Origin of the sequence: Rhizobium sp. YTUHZ045 (genome assembly GCF_051124255.1) — a bacterium.
Classification (GTDB): domain Bacteria; phylum Pseudomonadota; class Alphaproteobacteria; order Rhizobiales; family Rhizobiaceae; genus Rhizobium.
The window spans coordinates 1,223,036-1,243,214 of the sequence record NZ_CP101432.1 but is presented as its reverse complement, the minus strand read 5'-3'; the positions used below and the strand labels follow the sequence as shown (position 1 = coordinate 1,243,214).

Annotated in this window: 22 protein-coding genes; 11 read left to right on the top strand and 11 right to left on the bottom strand. The window is 60.1% G+C overall.

Annotated features, from left to right (window positions below):
• Positions 1–36: 36 nt before the first annotated feature.
• Positions 37–351 carry a DUF1236 domain-containing protein gene (locus NMA58_RS06070; RefSeq protein WP_430957718.1) on the top strand — a complete coding sequence of 105 codons (315 nt, stop codon included), beginning with the start codon at positions 37–39 and terminating at the stop codon, positions 349–351.
• A 36-nt stretch (positions 352–387) separates the two neighbouring features.
• Here NMA58_RS06070 and NMA58_RS06065 read toward each other — a convergent pair whose 3' ends face one another.
• On the bottom strand, positions 388–2,034 hold the full coding sequence (locus tag NMA58_RS06065) for an ATP-binding protein (protein ID WP_430957719.1): 1,647 nt from the start codon (positions 2,032–2,034) through the stop codon (positions 388–390).
• 271 nt (positions 2,035–2,305) lie between these two features.
• On the opposite strand from NMA58_RS06065, the gene NMA58_RS06060 reads away from it, so the two are divergent.
• Complete coding sequence (locus NMA58_RS06060) at positions 2,306–2,653, top strand: response regulator (RefSeq protein WP_097598419.1); 348 nt, start codon at positions 2,306–2,308, stop codon at positions 2,651–2,653.
• Here NMA58_RS06060 and NMA58_RS06055 read toward each other — a convergent pair whose 3' ends face one another.
• The 6 genes from NMA58_RS06055 to NMA58_RS06030 all read right to left on the bottom strand — a co-directional run bounded on the left by NMA58_RS06055 (position 2,654) and on the right by NMA58_RS06030 (position 7,086).
• Positions 2,654–3,196, bottom strand: coding sequence for a MerR family transcriptional regulator (locus NMA58_RS06055; protein ID WP_011424865.1), 543 nt, complete (start codon positions 3,194–3,196; stop codon positions 2,654–2,656).
• A gap of 150 nt (positions 3,197–3,346) precedes the next feature.
• On the bottom strand, positions 3,347–3,685 hold the full coding sequence (locus NMA58_RS06050; protein ID WP_085780035.1) for an integration host factor subunit alpha: 339 nt from the start codon (positions 3,683–3,685) through the stop codon (positions 3,347–3,349).
• Between the two features lie 106 nt (positions 3,686–3,791).
• Positions 3,792–4,763, bottom strand: coding sequence for a beta-ketoacyl-ACP synthase III (locus NMA58_RS06045; protein ID WP_434713515.1), 972 nt, complete (start codon positions 4,761–4,763; stop codon positions 3,792–3,794).
• Positions 4,764–4,783: 20 nt separating this feature from the next.
• Entirely contained in the window at positions 4,784–5,830 is a 1,047-nt protein-coding gene (plsX, locus tag NMA58_RS06040) for a phosphate acyltransferase PlsX (protein ID WP_020920961.1), read from the bottom strand.
• A 99-nt stretch (positions 5,831–5,929) separates the two neighbouring features.
• The gene (locus tag NMA58_RS06035) at positions 5,930–6,484 is read right to left on the bottom strand and encodes a YceD family protein (protein WP_434712702.1); all 555 of its coding nucleotides are present in this window, start codon (positions 6,482–6,484) and stop codon (positions 5,930–5,932) included.
• An 11-nt stretch (positions 6,485–6,495) separates the two neighbouring features.
• A complete protein-coding gene (locus tag NMA58_RS06030; protein ID WP_430957721.1) occupies positions 6,496–7,086 on the bottom strand; it encodes a ubiquinol-cytochrome C chaperone family protein in 591 nt (196 codons plus the stop codon).
• A 187-nt stretch (positions 7,087–7,273) separates the two neighbouring features.
• Between NMA58_RS06030 and NMA58_RS06025 the strand changes: the two genes are divergently transcribed.
• Entirely contained in the window at positions 7,274–7,807 is a 534-nt protein-coding gene (locus tag NMA58_RS06025) for an outer membrane protein assembly factor BamE (RefSeq protein ID WP_085777720.1), read from the top strand.
• 297 nt (positions 7,808–8,104) lie between these two features.
• Here NMA58_RS06025 and NMA58_RS06020 read toward each other — a convergent pair whose 3' ends face one another.
• The 3 genes from NMA58_RS06020 to NMA58_RS06010 all read right to left on the bottom strand — a co-directional run bounded on the left by NMA58_RS06020 (position 8,105) and on the right by NMA58_RS06010 (position 11,382).
• A complete protein-coding gene (locus NMA58_RS06020) occupies positions 8,105–10,243 on the bottom strand; it encodes a sodium-translocating pyrophosphatase (protein WP_430957722.1) in 2,139 nt (712 codons plus the stop codon).
• A 197-nt stretch (positions 10,244–10,440) separates the two neighbouring features.
• Positions 10,441–10,923: a transcription antitermination factor NusB gene (nusB, locus tag NMA58_RS06015; RefSeq protein ID WP_064706868.1), complete on the bottom strand. Its 483-nt coding sequence runs from the start codon at positions 10,921–10,923 to the stop codon at positions 10,441–10,443.
• Positions 10,924–10,926: 3 nt separating this feature from the next.
• Positions 10,927–11,382 carry a 6,7-dimethyl-8-ribityllumazine synthase gene (locus tag NMA58_RS06010; protein WP_434712700.1) on the bottom strand — a complete coding sequence of 152 codons (456 nt, stop codon included), beginning with the start codon at positions 11,380–11,382 and terminating at the stop codon, positions 10,927–10,929.
• A gap of 346 nt (positions 11,383–11,728) precedes the next feature.
• On the opposite strand from NMA58_RS06010, the gene NMA58_RS06005 reads away from it, so the two are divergent.
• The 3 genes from NMA58_RS06005 (at position 11,729) to NMA58_RS05995 (ending at position 13,300) form a co-directional block, all read left to right on the top strand.
• The gene (locus NMA58_RS06005; protein ID WP_430957723.1) at positions 11,729–12,088 is read left to right on the top strand and encodes a hypothetical protein; all 360 of its coding nucleotides are present in this window, start codon (positions 11,729–11,731) and stop codon (positions 12,086–12,088) included.
• Between the two features lie 168 nt (positions 12,089–12,256).
• Positions 12,257–12,760, top strand: coding sequence for a cupin domain-containing protein (locus tag NMA58_RS06000; protein ID WP_434712699.1), 504 nt, complete (start codon positions 12,257–12,259; stop codon positions 12,758–12,760).
• Between the two features lie 24 nt (positions 12,761–12,784).
• Entirely contained in the window at positions 12,785–13,300 is a 516-nt protein-coding gene (locus tag NMA58_RS05995; RefSeq protein ID WP_434712698.1) for a GNAT family N-acetyltransferase, read from the top strand.
• Between the two features lie 119 nt (positions 13,301–13,419).
• Here the strand turns inward: NMA58_RS05995 and NMA58_RS05990 are convergent, their stop codons facing one another.
• Positions 13,420–14,529: a DegT/DnrJ/EryC1/StrS family aminotransferase gene (locus NMA58_RS05990; protein WP_434712696.1), complete on the bottom strand. Its 1,110-nt coding sequence runs from the start codon at positions 14,527–14,529 to the stop codon at positions 13,420–13,422.
• A gap of 190 nt (positions 14,530–14,719) precedes the next feature.
• Here NMA58_RS05990 and NMA58_RS05985 point away from each other — a divergent pair, with 190 nt between their 5' ends.
• The 5 genes from NMA58_RS05985 to rfbA are packed head-to-tail and all read left to right on the top strand — an operon-like array spanning position 14,720 to position 20,116.
• On the top strand, positions 14,720–16,714 hold the full coding sequence (locus tag NMA58_RS05985) for a glycosyltransferase family 1 protein (RefSeq protein ID WP_430957727.1): 1,995 nt from the start codon (positions 14,720–14,722) through the stop codon (positions 16,712–16,714).
• Positions 16,704–17,282: a dTDP-4-dehydrorhamnose 3,5-epimerase gene (gene rfbC / locus NMA58_RS05980; RefSeq protein WP_097598430.1), complete on the top strand. Its 579-nt coding sequence runs from the start codon at positions 16,704–16,706 to the stop codon at positions 17,280–17,282. Before NMA58_RS05985 ends, rfbC begins: the two co-directional genes overlap by 11 nt.
• Positions 17,283–17,288: 6 nt before the next feature.
• On the top strand, positions 17,289–18,344 hold the full coding sequence (gene rfbB, locus NMA58_RS05975) for a dTDP-glucose 4,6-dehydratase (protein WP_434712694.1): 1,056 nt from the start codon (positions 17,289–17,291) through the stop codon (positions 18,342–18,344).
• A gap of 3 nt (positions 18,345–18,347) precedes the next feature.
• Positions 18,348–19,250 carry a dTDP-4-dehydrorhamnose reductase gene (gene rfbD, locus NMA58_RS05970; RefSeq protein WP_434712693.1) on the top strand — a complete coding sequence of 301 codons (903 nt, stop codon included), beginning with the start codon at positions 18,348–18,350 and terminating at the stop codon, positions 19,248–19,250.
• Complete coding sequence (gene rfbA / locus NMA58_RS05965; RefSeq protein WP_430957730.1) at positions 19,247–20,116, top strand: glucose-1-phosphate thymidylyltransferase RfbA; 870 nt, start codon at positions 19,247–19,249, stop codon at positions 20,114–20,116. Before rfbD ends, rfbA begins: the two co-directional genes overlap by 4 nt.
• The last annotated feature ends 63 nt before the right edge of the window (positions 20,117–20,179 follow it).

Here is a 20,179-nt window from a genome sequence, read left to right as displayed (position 1 = left end):
GCCTTGGTGTCCAGAGTTCAAAAAGGAGGTTATCCCATGCGTAAGATCATACTGGCTACGGCCGCCATGCTGACCATCTGCTCGGCCGCCTTCGCACAGAGCACGGTGGTTGTCACCGATCCCGCACCAACCGGTTCCGTCGTCCTACCCGGCGAGGTGCGCACCTATGTCATGGAGCAAAACACGCCATCCGTCGTCTATGACGGCGAAATCACGGTTGGCGCGACGCTGCCGGATACTATTGAAGTCCATACCGTGCCCAATGTCGACGGCTATGCCTACACCGTTGTCAACGAGCGGCGCGTGATCGTCGAGCCGAAGACACACCGCGTGATCCAGGTTCTCGAATAAGGGATTGGGGCTGGAGACGCATAGTCCTGTACGACTTCACGTCCCCTCATCTCCCGCGCTCACCGGCACGTTCAAGAGTTCACGGATCTTATGGGCGAGTTGCTCCAGGCTGAATGGCTTGGCGAGCAGCGAGACGCCGTGGTCGAGCACGCCATTGTGGACGATGGCATTGCGCGTGTAACCCGTGGTGTAAAGAATCCGGATCGCCGGCCATTTTTCTTGAACGGCATCAGCAAGCTGACGTCCGCTCATCTGCGGCATGACAATATCGGTGAAGATCAGATCGACGTCGGGGTTCTCCTCCAAAAGGAGAAGCGCCTCCACGCCGCTTGCCGCCTGCAATACGCTGTAACCGAGTTCGTGGAGGCTTTCGGCGGTCATGGTGCGGACATGTTCGTCGTCTTCCACCACCAGGACAGTATCGTTAACGCTTCCCTGAGGAATCGGCTGGGCGCCGACGGCGGCCAGGCGAGCATCCGCCTTGCCGACATGACGCGGCAGATAGATCTTCACCGTCGTCCCCCGGTCGATCTCCGAATAGATCTTGATGTGGCCGCCGCTCTGTTTGATGTAGCCGTAGACTTGGCTCAGCCCGAGACCAGTTCCCTTGCCGGGTCCTTTGGTGGTGTAAAACGGGTCGAAGGCACGGTCGATTACATCGGCCGACATCCCGATGCCGGTGTCGGTGATACTGATCATCACATACTGGCCCGCCTCGACCTCCGAATGCATGCGCGAATATCGCTCGTCAAGTTCGGTGTTGGCGGTCTCGATCGTCAGATGACCGCCGCCGGGCATGGCGTCGCGCGCATTAACGGCAAGGTTCAGCATGGCGTTTTCGAGTTGGCTGAGATCGGCGAACGTCGGCCAGAGGCCACCGGCAAGCACGGTCTCGATTCGGATATGTTCGCCGAGCGTGCGCCGCAGCAACTCCGACATGCCGCCAACCAGCTTGTTGACGTCGATCATCTCCGGGGCCAGCGGCTGCTGACGAGAGAAGGCCAGAAGACGTGCGGTCAATACCGCGGCTCGCTGGGCGCCGTCTCTGGCGTTCTGAAGGGAGTTCAGCAGGCGCGGATCCTCGTGTCCGGTCATCCGCCGCTGAGCGAGATCGAGATTGCCGATGATGATTGCCAGCATATTGTTAAAATCATGGGCGACCCCGCCCGTGAGCTGACCGATCGTCTCCATCTTCTGCAACTGTCGCACCTGCGCCTGGGCGGCGGCATTCTCTTCCATCTCATGCCTGAGTTCGGCAGTGCGCTGCACCACCGTTTCCTCAAGGCGCGCATTGAAGCTGTTGAGCTCGCTGCGGAGGCGACTCTGCCTGCCATAGGCGACAATAATCGTTTCCATCAGACCGATTATGATCACGGCATTGATGAGAAAGGTCGCAAGACCGATCCATTGGCCGGCGCTCACCGGCCAGAAGGCATCGTGCGGCTCGACGAAAAACTGCTGGACGAGGAAACCGGCGAGCATGGCCGCCACGAAGCCAGGCCCGGCGCCGCCCATGAAACTTGCGAGCAGGATCGCCGGAAGGAAGCTCAGGAAAGGAAATCCGGAGAGGTAATCACTGGCGGCAAGTCTTAGAAGAAAGGTCAGACCGACGAAGGCAACGGCCAGCGGATAGGTATAGCCCGGCCTGTGACGCAGCCAATCCGTGGCACTCAACAAATCCATTCCACACCCCTTCTCGGCCGTCGCGGAAACGGCATCCCAGCTTTTGCACATCGAATTTCGCCGGGCAATATGCTGTTTCCAAAGCGCGGCGCGATCTTTCAGATTCGCTTGCCGCACCTTGGATTTTTATGTTTACACATATCGGCGTCTCAAAACGGCTGCACTGTTTTGTGCGACAAGTTTTCCACCACTGCGCGTGGTGTCTTGACGGGCTTCGCGAGCGGTCCACATAAATCTTCGTGCCCCGGCAGGGGAATGGGGGGACGGGATCATGAAAGACATATTCATTGTCGAGGACGATGCGCTGATCGCCATGTTGCTCGAGGACATGCTGAGCGATCTCGGCTATCGGGTTCGTGCGAGCGCGCCGGATCTGGAACGGGCGCTCGCAACCGCCAGGGACGCGGAGTTCGACGCTGCAATCCTCGACGTCTCCCTCGCCGGCCGTAGCTCGCTGCCGGTCGCAAAGCTGCTTGACGAACGCGGCAAGCCCTATCTCTACGCAACGGGATATGGCAGCGCCCCGGAAGGCAGCAGCCCCAGCGCGCTCCCGGTGCTGCGAAAGCCGTTCCAGCTCAGTGAGCTCGAACAGGCGATGAAGCAGCTTTGCGGAACCTAATCAGCGCACCTGATCGAGCAGACGCTTGCATTCCAGGAGGTCGTAGAGAGCCTCCTGAAGCAGCGCCCTATCTTCCTTGCCGACGCTCGATTTGCCGATCGAGACTTCCGGCTGCTCGTCGTCTCCGGCGACGAAATTGAAGAACCGGCGGGTGATCGGCGGCTTGGCACGGCCGACAATCTGATCCTCCTCCGCCATGCCCACACGCGGTTCCCCGGCGCCCGCCTCCTGCGCACCCGAGGCAAGCGCCTCGACACTGGCGAGATCGCCGTGGCCAACGGAGATGACGAACTTGTTGCCGTTGGTCTTCAGAAGCTTCTGCACGCCCTTGATCGTATAGCCGTGATCATAGAGCAAATGCCGGATGCCCTTGAGGAGGTCGACGTCCTCCGGCCGGTAGTAGCGACGGCCGCCGCCGCGCTTCATCGGCTTTATCTGGGGAAACCGTGTCTCCCAAAAGCGCAGCACATGCTGCGGCAGATCAAGATCGTCTGCGACTTCGCTGATGGTGCGAAAGGCATCGGGGCTCTTGTCCAACGTCATATGCTACGCAACCTCACAGGCTCAATCCAACTGCGACTCACCATATTTCAAAGGTTTGGCGTCGACAATTCAAGTCATGTCTCGACGTTGCGCACAGGGGATCGATCAGCGCGAGAAAAAAACACTGCACCAGGAAGAGGAAGTCCGATCTCAGAGAGCCGGATTCTGCGGCTTCAGCTTGATCTTGCGGGCGACATGCGCTTTGAGGATGCGCGTCTTCAGCACGTTCGAAGCCTTGAAGGTCATCACCCGGCGCGGAGAGATCGGAACCTCCTCGCCGGTTTTCGGATTGCGGCCGATCCGCTCGTTCTTATCGCGAACCTGGAAGGTGGCGAAGGAGGAAAGCTTGACGGTTTCGCCCCGCACAATGGCGTTGCAGATTTCGTCGATGACGGTTTCCACAAGTTCAGCGGATTCGGTCCGGGAAAGACCAACCTTGCGGAAAACGGATTCCGCCAGGTCTGCTCGCGTCACTGTTTTTCCGGTCATGGTTTCCCCGCCCATTACAAAATATTTTTTGAAAGCGAACGAAGAGTATTTGTCTTGCGCCTCACGGTCAAGCTCTTGTTCGCCGCCAGTTTTTTAGGATTCGTGCTTACCAGCGGAGCAGAACAGCGCCCCAGGTGAAGCCGCCGCCCATCGCTTCGAGCATCACGAGGTCGCCCTTTTTGATGCGGCCGTCGCCGGCAGCGGTCGCAAGCGCGAGCGGGATCGAGGCGGCTGAGGTATTGCCGTGCAGGTCGACGGTGACGACGACCTTGTCCGCATCGATGTTCAGCTTCTTCGCCGAACCGTCGATGATGCGTCGATTGGCCTGGTGCGGCACCAGCCAGTCGAGGTCTTCGGCAGTTGTCCCGGTCGAATCGAAAGCGGCCTGAATGACATCGGTGATCATGCCGACTGCATATTTGAAGACCTCGCGGCCTTCCATGCGCAGCTTGCCGACGCTGCCCGTCGTCGACGGTCCGCCATCGACATAAAGCTTGTCCTTGTGCGAACCGTCTGAGCGCAGATGCGCGGTCAGCACACCGCGATCGGCAGACGTCCCCTCGCCTTCTGCCGCCTCGAGCACGATTGCGCCGGCGCCATCGCCGAAAAGCACGCAGGTGGTGCGATCGTTCCAGTCGAGAATGCGCGAAAAAGTTTCGGCACCGATGACGAGAACGCGCTTTGCAAGGCCGCCGCGGATATAAGCGTCGGCGGTCGTGACCGCATAGACGAAGCCGGTGCAGACGGCTTGGACGTCGAAGGCAAAACCGTGGCTCATGCCGAGACGGCTCTGGATGTTGACCGAGGTTGCCGGAAAGGTGTTATCCGGCGTCGAGGTGGCACAGATGATAAGATCGATATCGGCAGGCGTCAGGCCGCCATTGGCAAGCGCCGCACGCGCGGCGGCTTCGCCAAGCGAGGCCGTCGTCTCGTCGTCGCCGGCTACGTAACGCTGGCGGATGCCGGTGCGCTGGACGATCCATTCGTCCGACGTATCGACGATGGCCTCCATATCACGATTGGTCATCACGCGCTTCGGAAGTGCGGCTCCGAATCCGCGAACCACTGAACGGATCATATTCGATTGAACCCCATAGCTCATGCCGCTTCCGGGCCTATGGGAGGCAGCCGCTTGGCATGATATTTCTTAAGATCGTTTTCTATTTTCTGATTGAGGCCGTTCTTAGCCATGTCGTAACCGACCTCGATGGCAGCAGCGATGCCTTCGGCGTTGGCGCCGCCATGGCTCTTGATGACGATGCCGTTCAGCCCGAGAAACACTCCGCCATTGACCTTGCTCGGATCGAGCTTCTCGCGCAGCATATCGAAGGCGCTCTTGGCGAAGAGATAGCCGATACGGGCGAGCAACGTGCGCGACATGGCGGCACGCAGATATTCGGCGATCTGCTTGGCGGTACCTTCGGCGGTCTTGAGCGCGATGTTGCCGGAGAAGCCTTCGGTGACGACAACGTCGACCGTGCCCTTGCCGAGATCGTTGCCCTCGACGAAGCCGGAATATTCGAGCGAATCAATATTCGCCTCGCGCAACAGGCGGCCGGCCTCCTTGACCTCTTCTTGGCCTTTCACCTCCTCGACACCGACGTTCAGAAGGCCTATCGTCGGGCGTTCGATCTCGAAAAGCGCGCGCGCCATGGCGCCGCCCATCAGCGCAAAATCCATCAGTTGCTGCGCATCGGCGCCGATCGTCGCACCGACATCGAGCACGATGCTCTCCCCCTTCAGCGTCGGCCAGATCGCCGCGATCGCCGGGCGCTCGATATTGGCCATCGTGCGAAGACAGAATTTCGCCATCGCCATCAGTGCGCCGGTGTTGCCGGCAGAGACAGCGACATCGGCATCGCCCGTCTTCACCGCCTCGATCGAGCGCCACATGGTCGAGACATAGCGGCCGCGGCGCAGCGCCTGGCTCGGCTTCTCTTCCATGCTGACAGCAAGCTCACAGTCGTGAAAGACCGATTTTTCCTTGAGTTTCGGGAACTTGGCGAGAAAGGGATCGCACTGTTCTTTAAGACCGTAGAAAACGAAGGAAATATCCGGATGCCGATCCAGTGCCTTTGCGGCGCCGGGGATGACAACCTGGGGACCAAAGTCGCCACCCATGAGGTCGAGAGATATTCTGATCACGCGTCCCTGATCCTTCTTTTCGCCGAGGCGCGAAATTTGGGCCAAAATACCGGTTTTGGCGTCGCATACAACTGAATTATGTCAAATGCCAGAGATGCTTCAGTCCTTTTTCCAGTCCTTGAGGACCGCGAAAGCGGAGGGTTTTTTGTCGTTTTCGCCGCTATCCTCGATATGGCCCTTGAACTCGGCACCCTGCTTGCGGGGATAGGGATCGATCGCGAGAGCGGCGAATTCGGCAACCACCTCGCCGGCATCGATCGTGTCGCCGACAAAGGTCTCGGGCAGATCGGGACCATCGGGATCGAGCAGCATCTCGCCGGCGTCGTTACCGGGCTGGCGTGCAAGCTTGGAACCCTCAGGCACGAAAATCTGCTCGAAACTTTCGTCGATCACGGCTTCGACCGGTTCCAGCGTCACGACGCAGGACTGGACGATCTTCGCCTGTACGCGACCCTTGACACGCACGCCGTCGCGTTTCCAGCGGGCGATCTGCAGATCGGCGCTGAGATCGTCGACGGAGACGACGCTCCAGGCCTCGGCAAGCGCCTTCAACTCGCTGGTATCAGCCTCGATATGAACCTCGACGGGATTGGCCGAGATGTGGCCGACCTTGACGTGATAGGAGAAGGGAACATCGTCCCGATCGTTCTTCATCGTTTCCTCCTTCAGGCGACCGGCGGCAGCGTTGCCGAACCACTCGCGATCAGCTCTTCCGGAACGGCGGACAGATGAGATTCTGCGGCGATCATCCAGCTGGCAAGGCCGGACATATCGGCCGGTGTCTCGGTTTCCGGATAGATATTGCGCGTTAATGCAAGAGCCAGCGCTTCGGCATCGCCGGCGTCCATCGCCTTCGAATAGGTTTCGAGCCGGCCGTAGAACATGCCGGCGAGCTTCTTCATGCGTTTCGGCACGCTGTTGTCGCCGATGCCGAGCTCGCGGATCGAATAATCGATGTCCTGAAAGAAGGCATCGACGATCTCCTGGGCAATCTCCTGGCCGCTGACGGCCGAGGCGCGCGTGCGGCGAAAAAACAGAATCATCACGATCGACAGCATTTCGAAGCGGCCCATGACCGTATCCGGTACATTGAGCCGCTCATAGAGATCGGGCATGCGCGCGGCTGCGGTCAGCGCCGCATATTGCCTGTCGACGATCACCTGATTGTTGTTTTTCTTGCGGAAGAGCCCGAGGATCATTGTTTTTTCCGGAAATGCCTCATTCTTCACGCCGGCTGGCGTCCGGCCTTGTTGCATGATTTCGAAAGCTGGTTTACCGAAGCAGGCGCGAATTGCAATGCCGTTCGTGGCCAGCTTCGGGACGACGCCTTCGAGGCGCCAGCGAAGCGAATTCGGGAAACTCGACCCGGAATGGCCACAATGGTTTTGCAGGAGGAAAGCGTGCAAGGCCCAAAATGGCTGCTATCGACACCCAAGGGAGTAGATGTCGTTGAAGAAACGGTATTTCAAGTCTGACATGAAACTCTTCAGCAGCGCGGCCATTGCCTTCATAATCGCCTCCACATCAGTTCTTTCAGGCTGCCAGACCGGCACAGTGCTCAACGGCGGCTATGTTGTCGATCAGCAGTCGCTCAATCTCGTTCCGGAAGGTTCCAGCCGCGAACAGGTCCTGCTTTCGCTCGGCACGCCATCGACGACGGCGACCTTTGACGGTGAGGTCTTCTATTATATTTCGCAGCGGCGCACGCGCGCCGTCGCCTTCCAGAAGCTGAAGGTCGTCGACCAGACCGTTCTGGCCATTTACTTCGACAAGAACGGCGTCGTCACCCGCCGTGCCAATTACACACTGCAGGACGGCAAGGTCTTCGATACGATCTCGCGCGTCACGCCGACCGGCGGCAAGGAACTCACCTTCCTGCAGCAGATGCTCTCCGGCGGCAGCGCAGCAAGTGCTGCCCGCAGCCTGTTCGGCGGCGGCGCCGGTGGCACGCCGCAAAATCCGAGCAGCCTGCGCTGATCGACACGCTTTCAATGAAAAACCCGCCGGAGCGATCCGGCGGGTTTTTTAGTGGATGTCATCTCGGCCGGGGCGCGCATCTCGGCCCAGTAAATTTGTCGAGGCCTGCCCCTCATCCGCCTGCCGGCACCTTCTCCCCGTTTTGACTGGGAGAAGGTGATATGCCGCACCGTCTCGACCCCCCGCAAACCTCTCGCATGGCACGTCCCCTCTCCCCGTTTTTACGGGGAGAGGGTTAGGGTGAGGGGCAGTGTTTGGTCAACTATCTAGCCGGTTGCACACATCGCCGTTGCGGCATCAGCCCGCGAGAATGGCAAGCAACAGCAGCGCAACAATGTTGGTGATCTTGATCGCCGGGTTGACGGCGGGGCCGGCGGTATCCTTGTAGGGATCACCGACGGTATCGCCGGTAACAGAGGCCTTGTGCGCATCCGAGCCCTTCATGTGACGCACGCCGTCTTTGTCGACGAACCCGTCCTCGAAGCTCTTCTTGGCATTGTCCCAGGCGCCGCCGCCCGAGGTCATCGAGATGGCGACGAAGAGGCCGTTGATGATGACGCCGAGCAGCGATGCGCCGAGGGCGGCAAAGGCCGAAGCCTTGGAGCCGGAAATCAGAAGCACGCCGAAATAAACGACGACGGGAGCGAGCACCGGCAGCAGCGAAGGCACGATCATCTCGCGGATGGCGGCCTTGGTCAGCAGGTCGACGGCCTTGCCGTAATCCGGTTTTTCCGTGCCTTGCATGATACCGGGCTTCATCTTGAACTGCCGGCGAACCTCCTCGACGATCGAACCGGCGGCGCGGCCGACGGCTGTCATGGCGATGCCGCCGAACAGATAGGGAATCAAGCCGCCGAAAAGCAGGCCGGCGACGACGTAAGGGTTCGACAGTTCGAACGAGATCGTGCCGATATTGGCGAAGTAGGGATACTGGTCGCCGTGGGCCGCAAAATACTGCAGGTCGTTGGCGTAGGCGGCAAAGAGCACCAGCGCGCCGAGACCGGCAGAACCGATCGCGTAACCCTTAGTGACCGCTTTGGTGGTGTTGCCGACGGCGTCGAGCGCGTCGGTCGACTTGCGGACTTCCGGCGGCAGATGCGACATTTCGGCGATGCCGCCGGCATTGTCGGTGACTGGGCCGAAAGCATCCAGCGCAACGATCATGCCGGCAAGGCCGAGCATGGCGGTGACGGCGATGCCGGTGCCGAAGAGGCCGCCGAGCTGGTAAGTGGCGAGAATGCCGCCGACAATGACGATCGCCGGCAGGGCGGTCGATTCTAGCGAGACCGCCAGACCCTGGATGACGTTGGTGCCGTGGCCGGTCACTGATGACTGGGCGATCGAAACAACCGGGCGCTTGCCGGTGCCGGTATAATATTCGGTGATGACGACGATCAGAGCGGTGACGACGAGGCCGACGAGACCGCAGATGAAGAGGTTCGTACCGGATATGTCGGCGCCAGCGACGGTCCCGAGCGAACCCCAGCCGACCGTCAGCGAAGTGGCCGCGCCGAGACCGATGATGGAAAGCAGGCCGGTGACGATCAGGCCCTTATAGAGTGCGCCCATGATCGAGCCGTTCGAGCCGAGCTTGACGAAGAAGGTGCCGATGATCGAGGTGATGATGCAGGCACCACAGATCGCCAGCGGATAGACCATTGCAGACTGGAGGATCGGCGCGCCGGCAAAGAAGATCGCTGCGAGAACCATGGTGGCGACGACTGAAACCGCATAGGTCTCGAAGAGGTCGGCGGCCATGCCGGCGCAGTCGCCGACATTGTCGCCGACGTTGTCGGCAATCGTCGCCGGATTGCGCGGATCGTCTTCGGGGATACCGGCCTCCACCTTGCCGACGAGATCGCCGCCGACATCGGCGCCTTTGGTGAAAATACCGCCGCCGAGACGGGCGAAGATCGAAATCAGCGAGGCGCCGAAACCGAGCGCCACCAGCGCGTCGATGACTTCGCGCGAGCCGCTCTCATGTCCGAGCCCGACCGTCAATATTGTGTAATAGATGGACACGCCGAGCAGTGCCAGGCCAGCGACCAGCATACCGGTGATCGCACCCGACTTGAAGGCGATGTCGAGACCGGCGGAAAGGCTGGCAGAAGCCGCCTGCGCGGTGCGCACGTTGGCACGGACGGAAACGTGCATGCCGATGAAACCGGCGGCACCGGATAGCACTGCGCCGATCAGGAAGCCGATGGCGGCGGTGGCGGAGAGAAGCAGCCAGGCTGCGATGAAAACAACGACGCCGACAATGGCAATGGTTCTATACTGGCGCGTCAGGTAGGCTTGGGCACCCTCGCGTATGTAGCCCGCGATCTCCTGCATCCGGCTGTTGCCCTGATCGGCGGCAAGCACCGACCGGGTTGCCCAGGCGGCATAGACCACCGAGAGCAGACCGCATGCGATTACGCACAAAAGAATGGTCATTTCGCTCTTTCCTCCATAGGCCGGAACTCACTCCTTTTCCGGCAGATACGCCGCCGACTCGCCTTCCTCTCCACAGAAATGCACAGCTAAGCGGTGGGGAGATTGCGTGGTCGATTACGTGGCGTCAAGTCCGCAAAGGCCGAAAACCATTGCGGTACGAAGAAAGACGTAGGTGAGATTGTTCGGCGGCTAAAGAGTTACTTCTTCGCTTCGCCGCGGACCTGCTTGGCGATGCGGTCGAGTACGGCGTTGACGAGCTTCGGCTCGTCGTCATCAAAAAAGGCTCGAGCGATCTCGACATATTCAGTGACGATGACCGCCACCGGGACGTCCTTGCGATCGAGGAGCTCGAAGACGCCGGCGCGCAGGATGGCGCGAACCGTGCTGTCGAGGCGCGACAGCGCCCAATCATCCTGCAGCGCTGCAGCAATTAGCGGATCTAGACGGACCTGATCACGCACGACGCCGGAGACGATCGAGCGGAACCAGGCGGCATCAGCCTTCAGATAGGTCGCGCCGTCGAGTTCCTGGCCGAGGCGGTGCGCCTCGTATTCGGCGACGATTTCCAGAACGCCGGTGCCACCGACATCCATCTGATAAAGCGCCTGAACGGCCGCCAGGCGGGCAGCGCCCCGCTGGTTCGCAGTCTTGACCGGCCGTTCCGTCTTGTCGTCGTTCATTCGTTATGCACCCAGTTTCTGCTTCAGCGCGATCATCGTCAGAGCGGCACGAGCGGCAAACCCGCCCTTGTCCTTGTCCGAACGGCGGGCGCGCGCCCAAGCCTGTTCGTCATTTTCTACGGTCAGAATGCCGTTGCCGATGGCAAGGGATTCACTAACCGCGAGGTCCATCAGAGCGCGCGAGGATTCGTTCGATACGATATCGAAATGATAGGTCTCGCCGCGAATGACCATGCCAAGAGCGACATAGCCGTCATAATGCGTGCCGCCATTGTCGTCCCCATCGAGCGCCATGGCAATCGCCGCTGGAATTTCCAACGCGCCGGGAACGGTGACGACCTCATAGGTGGCGCCGGCCTGCTCGAGCGCAAAGGTCGCGCCTTCGAGCAGCGCATCGGCCATGTCGTCATAGAAGCGGGCCTCGACGATCAAAATATGGGAAGCGGTCTCTCTCGACATTGTTTACCTTCGGTTGGCGGCACTTTTTCCACTCGACAGCCCGCGGTCAAAACATGCCTTCATCGGAATGGCAAGCACTTTCGGCCGGTGCCGCAACTGCGAAAGAGGAAATATCGACAAGGGGATAGCCGCACCATCCCTGCCGAGCCGGCCAAGCCTCCGAAATCCGCTTTTCCGGAAGCGCGGAAAACGGCAATTCGAAGGCCGTTTTCATGAAGAATTTTTAATGCGCTTTCAGTGACTTAACCTATTGAATGGCGAAAACGGCGACGCCAACTCCTTATCGTGACGCACGACGATCCCCTGCACGACAGCCGACCGTCAAAGCAGATGAAAGGATTAAATCATGAACCGCGTTGTCACAATCACCATCGCCGCAGCCCTCTCCTCTCTCGCATTTGCCGGCGTCAGCCGGGCCGAGAGCTTCGGAATGAACTCCGCCCAAGGCATCGAGCAGACGCTCAGGACCTTCCGGGGCAATAACTTCAATGTCGAGCAGGTCCGCAACTGGCACAATCTCGACGATGAGACGACAGGTCCGCGCTCGGCCCCGGAACGCTCCGGCCAGGCCATACGCGGCATCCAGGCCTCGATCGATGCCAACAGATCGCTTGCACACCGTCTGAACAACGAGGGGGTCGATGTCCGCAACATCGTCAATGCCGAACAGGCGGCGGACGGAAGCGTGACCTTCTACGTCCGCTGAGGTCACGACAGCAACAGAGCGTCCGGCGCATCCATCCGAAGCGCGGCGCTCGAAGCATGGGCGGCGTTCTCCTCTCCGCCCATGCCGAGGATTTTCCCGGATCAGCGCGCGATTGCCATTGAATTTTCCGGCAAGATGATAGCTTCTCTCCTGCAACAGGAGAACATCATGACGGCGGAATCGAAAGCGGTGATCAATATCGCTGATCTCAAGCTCGACCACTGGATACAGGGCGAACTCTACGAAGGCGCCGACGTCTCCTTCGGAGCGCTGCTCGGCCTGAGGGGCCTCGGCATCAGCTACAATGAGGTGCCATCCGGAAAATCGAGCTGCCCCTTCCACAATCACCATGTCGAAGACGAGCTGTTCTACGTAATCGCAGGCACCGGCGAATACCGTTTCGGTGACGAGCGCCAGCCGATCAAGGCAGGCGACGTGCTCGGCGCACCGGCGGGCGGACCGGAAACGGCGCACCAGATCATCAACACCGGCACGGCCACCCTCGTCTATCTCGGCATCTCGACGATGGCGAAGACCGAAATCGTCGAATATCCCGATTCCGGAAAGTTCCTCGCCAAGACCAACAGGGACGCGACAGAAACCGGGCGCTTCCGCCATATCGGAAGGACCGAAGGCGATCTCGACTATTGGGACGGTGAGCCCGGCGCCTGAACGCGACTTCCACAAGGACTCGTCGTGATCGACATACCCACCTTGGAAACAGAGCGGCTGACGCTTCGCCCTCACCGCCTCGACGATTTCGAGGCGCATGCGGCGCTATGGGCGGACGAAAAGGTCGTTCGCTTCATTACCGGTGCGCCGTCGACGCGCGAGCAGAGCTGGAGCCGCATGCTGCGCATCGCCGGCATGTGGCACCATATGGGTTTCGGCTTTCTGGCGATCGTGGAAAGGGAAAGCGGTAGGTTCATCGGCGAAGCTGGTTTCCTCGAAGCGCGGCGCGATATGGAACCGTCGATCGAGGGAACGATGGAGATCGGCTGGGCGCTGATGCCCGCGGCTCACGGCCGCGGTTATGCCACAGAGGCGCTGACGGCCCTGATCGGCTGGGCGGAAACGCACTTCCCGGGAAAGCCGATGAGCTGCATCATCAGCCCCGAGAACCAGGCCTCGCTCAGGGTCGCTGCCAAGCTCGGGTTTCGCGAGACGGTGCGCACGCAGTACAACGGCGAAGTCATTCAGTTTTCACGCTAGAAATTCCGCGGTCAACATAGCGCAGAGTCCCACCGCAGCGGCCCGATGCTCGTGGCATGATCTCACACCGCAGATACTTTCAGCTCTGCGGTGAGATGACAGTACGGGGATACCGTGGTTCAGGCCGACTTGATCAGCCCGCAGACCTTCTCGACGATCTCCATCTCCATATCAGGGTAGATGGGAAGGCAGAGCACCTGTAGTGCTGCTTCGTTTGCGACCGGCAGGTTCGACAGCTGGGCGGAAGGCAGGCTGCGATACATCGAGAAGCTTGAAATCAGCGGATAGAAATAGCGGCGCGGATGAATGCCGTTTTCCTTCAATAACTCATAGAGCCCATCTCGTGAAATGGGATAGCCGGGACGGACGAGGATCGGGAAATAAGAGAAGTTGGAGACGGTCTCGCCGGAACGGTCCAGGCATTCAATGCCCGCAACGCCGCGCAGCCGCTCGCGGTATGCACCGTCGATGAGCTCACGCCTTTCGAGTGCAAACTTGATGTATTTCAGCTGCAACAGGCCGAGCGCAGCGTTGAACTCGCTCATCTTGCCGTTCGTGCCTGGCGCCACCACGGTCACTTCATCGACGTAACCGAAGTTCTTCAGCTGGTCGATGCGGGTCTTCGTCTTGATGTCCGGGCAGATGATGGCGCCGCCTTCGAATGTGTTGAAAACTTTCGTCGCATGGAAGCTCAAGATGGAAAGGTCGCCGTGATTGAGAACACTTCCCCGTTCGTCCTCCACGCCGAAGGCATGGGCGGCATCATAGATGACCTTGAGATTGTAGAGATCGGCGATCTTCTGGATCGCATCGACGTCGCAAGGGTGGCCGTAGCAATGCACCGGCATGATCGCCGTCGTCTGCTGCGTGATCGCCGCCTCGATCTTCGCTGGATCGAGATTGAGCGTCACCGGGTCGATGTCGACGAAGACGGGTTTTAAGCCGTTCCAGAGAAGCGAGTGCGAGGTGGCCACGAAGGAATAAGGCGTGGTGATGACTTCGCCCGTGACGCGGAGTGCCTGAAGCGCCGTCAGCAGTGCAATGGTGGCGTTCGAAAAGAGGCTGATGTGCTTCACGCCGAGATGGTTGCAGAGCTCCTGCTCCAGTTGCCCGTGGAATGGCCCGCCATTGGTCAGGATGCGATTGTTCCAGATCGCTTCCAGCGAAGGAATGAATTCTTCAAGCGGCGGCAGGCTGGGCTTTGTTACATAGATCTTTTCGTTTTTCATGACGCCGTCCAGGGTTGGGCCCTATCACGGAATGGGCCTGGTACGAACATCAGGGCTTAACCTGTTGCGAAGCTGACCAGCGAAATTCCTGCCAACAGTGTGGCGCAAGCTTCACGTCCAATAGTCGGCACCCATACGAATGCCGCATCGTGAATCACGAAGACGGCAGCCATTCGCGAAGGACAACGCCTTGACGATCAATCAGCCCATTTCTTCCTTGCCGGCCGGTCTTCCCGATCTGGCGCTTCTCACGGAGAAAGCTGCCGGGACGGGATCCGTCATCATCTATCAGCCTTATCTCGACCCTTCGCAGCGCAGCCAAATCGACGCGGCGGCCATGCCGCTCGACATCTCGTTCAATACGCAGGCCACGACCCGCGAATATGAACTCTTCCGCACCCTGCATCAGCATCACGAGGCGATCGGCCTCGGCGAGGACGTATTCTGGGGACTGCTCTCCAGCAAATTCGAGATGAAGTCGGTGACGAGCTTCCCGTCCTTTGTCACGGAGGCGGAAAAGGCCAGGGCAGAAGGTGCGGACGCCTATCTTTACAATCCCCTGATCGGCCACGCGGCGATCTACAGCAACGTTTGGGAACATTCGCTGCTTGGCGGTCATCCCGGTATGGACCCGATTTTCCTGCACATCCAGGACCTCGGCTATCCGATTGCGCCGCCGCAGGACAAGACTTCCTTCGCGTTCTGCAATTATTTCTGCGGAAACCGGAAATTCTGGTCCGAGTATTTCGCCTTTTGCGAACGCATTCTCGAATCGCTGGAACACCAGGCGCGCGCCGGCACGCCGGCGGGCACCGCCTATGCCGGTACAGCCCACTATTCGCGCGATGCCAACGCGAAGATGCGCCCCTTCGTGATCGAGCGCCTGCTCGGGCTCTATGTCCAGCAGGCTGCCGCCTCCGGATTGAAAATCGCCGCCTTCGTACCGGCTCTTGCCGATTTCGAATGGAAGTTCGGTACCCGCCTCGGCCGGATGCTGCATGGCCTCTTTGCCGCCAAGGAAGCCTTTCTGAAGACCCGTGACGAGGCTCTGCTGACCTCGTGGCAGGAGGGCCGCCAGCCGCTCATCAAGCAGCCGCATCTGATCTGGATGGCTGACGATCCGCCGGGCTGGATGCCGCGCGGCCAGTTCATCGGCGGCCGCGAATTGATGCGCGCCTATGCTCCGCAGGCCGCAGGAGCCTCCCCGATGCCGCAGCAGCCGGTGCGGACGGAAAGGCCCGCTATACCAGCTGCGCCGAAAATCGAGCAGCCGCTCCGCAACCCGCTGCAGCCTTTCGCCGGCGGATGGCAGGCACACAAGGATCGTCATTGCATCTGGATCGTGACGCCCGAAAACTACAATCACAGCCACGCCTTCGACGAAGTCGCACTCGGCATGCAAGGCGCCTTCGAGGAACTCGGCGGCTCGGCACCGATCGTCCGCGACATGAATGCATTCGCCGGCCGTGCGCCGATCATCTACGGCGGCAATCTTCTCCCCGCCGAAATCGTCGGCCATCTGCCGAAGGACAGCGTCATCATCAACCTCGAGCAGGTGTCCGAGGAAAGCAGCTGGATCAATTCGCGCTATACGTCGATTCTGAGGGCGATGCCGGTGCTCGACTACAGCCCGCGCAACCGCGAAAACCTTGCCGCCAAGGGCATCGATCATGCCGGTGTGCTCGAAATCGGTTACAGCGGTTGCCTGAGCCAGATCCAGCACAACCCCGTCAAGGATATCGACGTCCTCTTCTATGGCTCGATGAACGAACGCCGCCACCATATCCTGAAGACGTTGAACGACAGCGGGCTCAAGGTCGCGCACCTCTTCAACATCTATGGTGCGGAACGCGATGCGGCGATTGCCCGCGCCAAGATCGTCATAAACATCCATCATTATGCGAGCGGCGTTTTCGAGATCGTGCGCATTTCCTATCTGCTCGCCAATCGCGTTTGCGTGCTGACGGAAGGCGACATCCGCGATCCAGACCTCCAGCCCTTCATCGGCGGGTTGGCAATTGAGCGCTATGACGACATGATCGAGCGCTGCTACAAGCTGATCGCAGATGCAGACGAGCGCGATGTCATTGCCGCGACGGGCTTTGCGGCCATGCGGAGCCGCTCGCAGGCGGAGATGCTGATGAACGTCATGAAGGCCGCAGAAAAGGTAAGTCATGCGCATTGAGACCGCGGCCATCGAGGGCATTGTTGCAATCACGCCGCCACGCTTCGGCGATCACCGCGGCTACTTCTCCGAGGTATTCAAAGATGCCTGGTTCCGGGAAAATGTGGCCGACGTCACGTTCATCCAGGACAATGAGTCGCTTTCGGCGCAGGCTGGAACCGTCCGGGGGCTGCATTTCCAGATCCCGCCCTTTGCACAGGGCAAGCTGGTGCGCTGCCTTGCCGGTCGGATCATGGATGTCGTCGTCGATATCCGCGAGGGATCGCCGAGCTTCGGCAGATGGCTCTCTCAGGAGCTCTCGCCGGAAACCGGCAAGCAGCTCTGGATACCGGCCGGTTTCGCACACGGATTCGTTACGATCGAGCCGAACAGCGTCGTCAGCTACAAGGTAACCGCACCCTACAGCCCGCAGCATGATCGGGGCATCGCGTGGAACGATCCGATGATCGGCATTCGCTGGCCGTTCGATGAGAGAGAGATGGTGTCGTCCGACAAGGACAAGACGCTGCCGCGGCTCGCCGATCTGCCAAGCCATTTTTCCTATTCAGCACAACAACCCAAGGATTGATCGTCGATGCGCATACTGGTCACGGGCGGAGCGGGCTTCATCGGATCGGCATTGGTGCGCCATCTTGTCAGCGAGATCGGCGCGGAGGTGCTGAATGTCGACGCGCTGACCTATGCCGGCAATCTGGCATCGCTGAAATCCGTCGAATCGGCGCCGAACTATCAATTCCTGCGCGCCGACATCTGCGACCATGCCAGAATGCAGGAAGCATTCGCATCCTTCCGCCCTGATATCCTCATGCATCTGGCAGCAGAGAGCCATGTCGATCGCTCTATCTCGGGCGCGGCCGATTTCATTCAGACCAACATCGTCGGTACATTCAGCCTGCTGGACGCCGCACGGCACTATTGGGACGGGCTTGACGCGCGCAGCAAGAGCGCCTTCCGCTTTCTGCATGTCTCGACGGACGAGGTGTACGGCTCGCTCGGCGACCAGGGCCTCTTCGAGGAGCCGACGCCTTACGATCCGTCATCGCCCTACTCCGCATCCAAGGCCGCGAGCGACCATCTGGCGATCGCCTGGCACCGCACCTACGGCCTGCCCGTCGTCGTCTCCAATTGCTCCAACAATTACGGTCCGTTCCATTTCCCGGAAAAGCTCATTCCGCTGATGATCCTGAACGCATTAGAGGGCAAGCCTCTTCCGGTTTACGGCAACGGCGCGAATGTTCGCGACTGGCTCTATGTCGAAGACCACGCCCGCGCGCTCTTTGCGATCGCATCCAGAGGACGCCCCGGCGAAAAATATAATGTGGGCGGCCGCAATGAGCGCAGGAACATCGATGTCGTTCATCGCATCTGCGCGATCCTCGACGGCGTCTACACTGACAAGGCACCGCATGCGCGTCTGATTACCAACGTCACGGACAGGCCCGGGCACGACGCACGCTATGCGATCGATGCCTCGAAGCTCGAAAGCGAACTCGGCTGGAAGGCGCAAGAGACCTTCGAAACCGGTATCGAGAAGACCGTGCACTGGTACTTGGAAAACGAATGGTGGTGGAGGCCTCTACGCGAAAACGTCTATTCCGGCGAACGCCTCGGCGTTTTCAAGGGACGATAAGCGATGCGCATTGCCGTCACCGGCAAACAGGGCCAGATCGTTCAGTCGCTGCTCAGACGCGGCGCCGAAACGGGCGTCGAAATCAGTGCGGTCGGCCGCCCGGAAATGGACCTCGCAAATCCCGCAAGCATCGCCGCCGCTTTCTCGGCTCTGCGCCCGGATGTGATCGTCTCGGCGGCGGCCTATACGGCGGTCGACAAGGCCGAGAGCGAAGCCGAGCTTGCTTTTTCTGTCAACGCGGCGGGCGCCGGGGCGGTTGCCGAGGCTGCCGCGCGGATCGGGGCTCCGGTCATCCACATTTCGACCGACTACGTCTTCAGCGGCGACAAGGCCTCCGCCTATTCCGAAGAGGATGCGACGGCGCCGATCTCGGTCTATGGGCGTTCGAAGCTTGCGGGCGAGACGGCCGTCGCGGCGGTGAACCCGAACCACGTCATCTTGCGCACAGCCTGGGTCTATTCGCCCTTTGGCAGCAATTTCCTGAAAACGATGCTGCGGCTTTCCGAGACGCGCGATCATCTTCGCGTTGTCGCCGATCAGACAGGATGCCCGACCTCGGCACTCGAAATCGCCGACGCGATTCTTGTGATCGCAACCCGCATCGTAGCGGATCCTGCGCCATCGCTGCGCGGCACTTTTCACCTGACCGGCAGCGGCCAAGCAAGCTGGGCGGACTTCGCCGAAGAGATATTCGCGGAGCTTCTTAAATCCGGCGGCAAAAAGGTCGAGGTCGAACGCATCCCGACGGCGGACTATCCGACACCGGCGAGGCGTCCCGCCAATTCACGTCTCAACGGCGACAAGCTCGCCAAAACATATGGAATCCGGCTCCCGGAGTGGAAGCAGTCCATGATGGTGGTCATGCAAGACCTTTTGAATAAAGGGTCTTTAAGGAGATGGGCATGAAGGGAATTATTCTCGCCGGCGGCACAGGCACACGTCTGCATCCGATCACAGAGGCTGTCTCGAAACAGTTGATGCCGGTCTACGACAAGCCGATGATCTACTATCCGCTGACGACGCTTATGCTCGCCGGCATCAGAGAGTTGCTGATCATCACCACGCCTCACGACGTCGAAGCTTTCAAGCGCCTTCTCGGCGATGGCTCGCAATGGGGAATTTCGCTGACCTATGCCGTACAGCCGAGCCCGGACGGCCTCGCCCAGGCGTTCATCATCGGCGCCGACTTCGTGCACGGCGACAGCTCGGCACTCGTTCTCGGCGACAACATCTTCTACGGGCACGGCCTGCCGGAAATCATGAAATCCGGCACGAGTCGTCGCGAAGGCGCGACGGTCTTCGCCTATCACGTCACCGATCCGGAACGCTATGGCGTCGTCGGCTTCGACGAAAAGATGAATGCGCTGTCGATCGAGGAGAAGCCGAAGGAGCCAAAATCGAACTGGGCGGTGACCGGCCTCTATTTCTACGACCAGCAGGTGGTCGATATCGCCGCCAACCTGAAGCCGTCACCGCGCGGCGAATTGGAAATCACCGATGTCAACCGTACCTATCTCGAGCGCGGCCAGCTTTTCGTGGAGTTGATGGGCCGGGGCTATGCCTGGCTCGACACCGGCACGCCGGACAGCCTGCACGATGCCGCGGGTTTCGTCAGCACGCTGGAGAAACGCCAGGGTTTCAAGATCGCTTGTCCCGAGGAAGTCGCCTGGCGCATGGGTTACATCTCGCCGGCCGAACTCGCCAAGCTCGCGGAGAAGCTCGGCAAGAGTGCCTACGGCCAGTATCTGAGGAAGCTATCCCCGGATTGGTGAACCATCTGGCTGGCGCCGCCTCGCAGACGGTAGTTGGACGTCTCAGGCGCGCAGATGATGTTC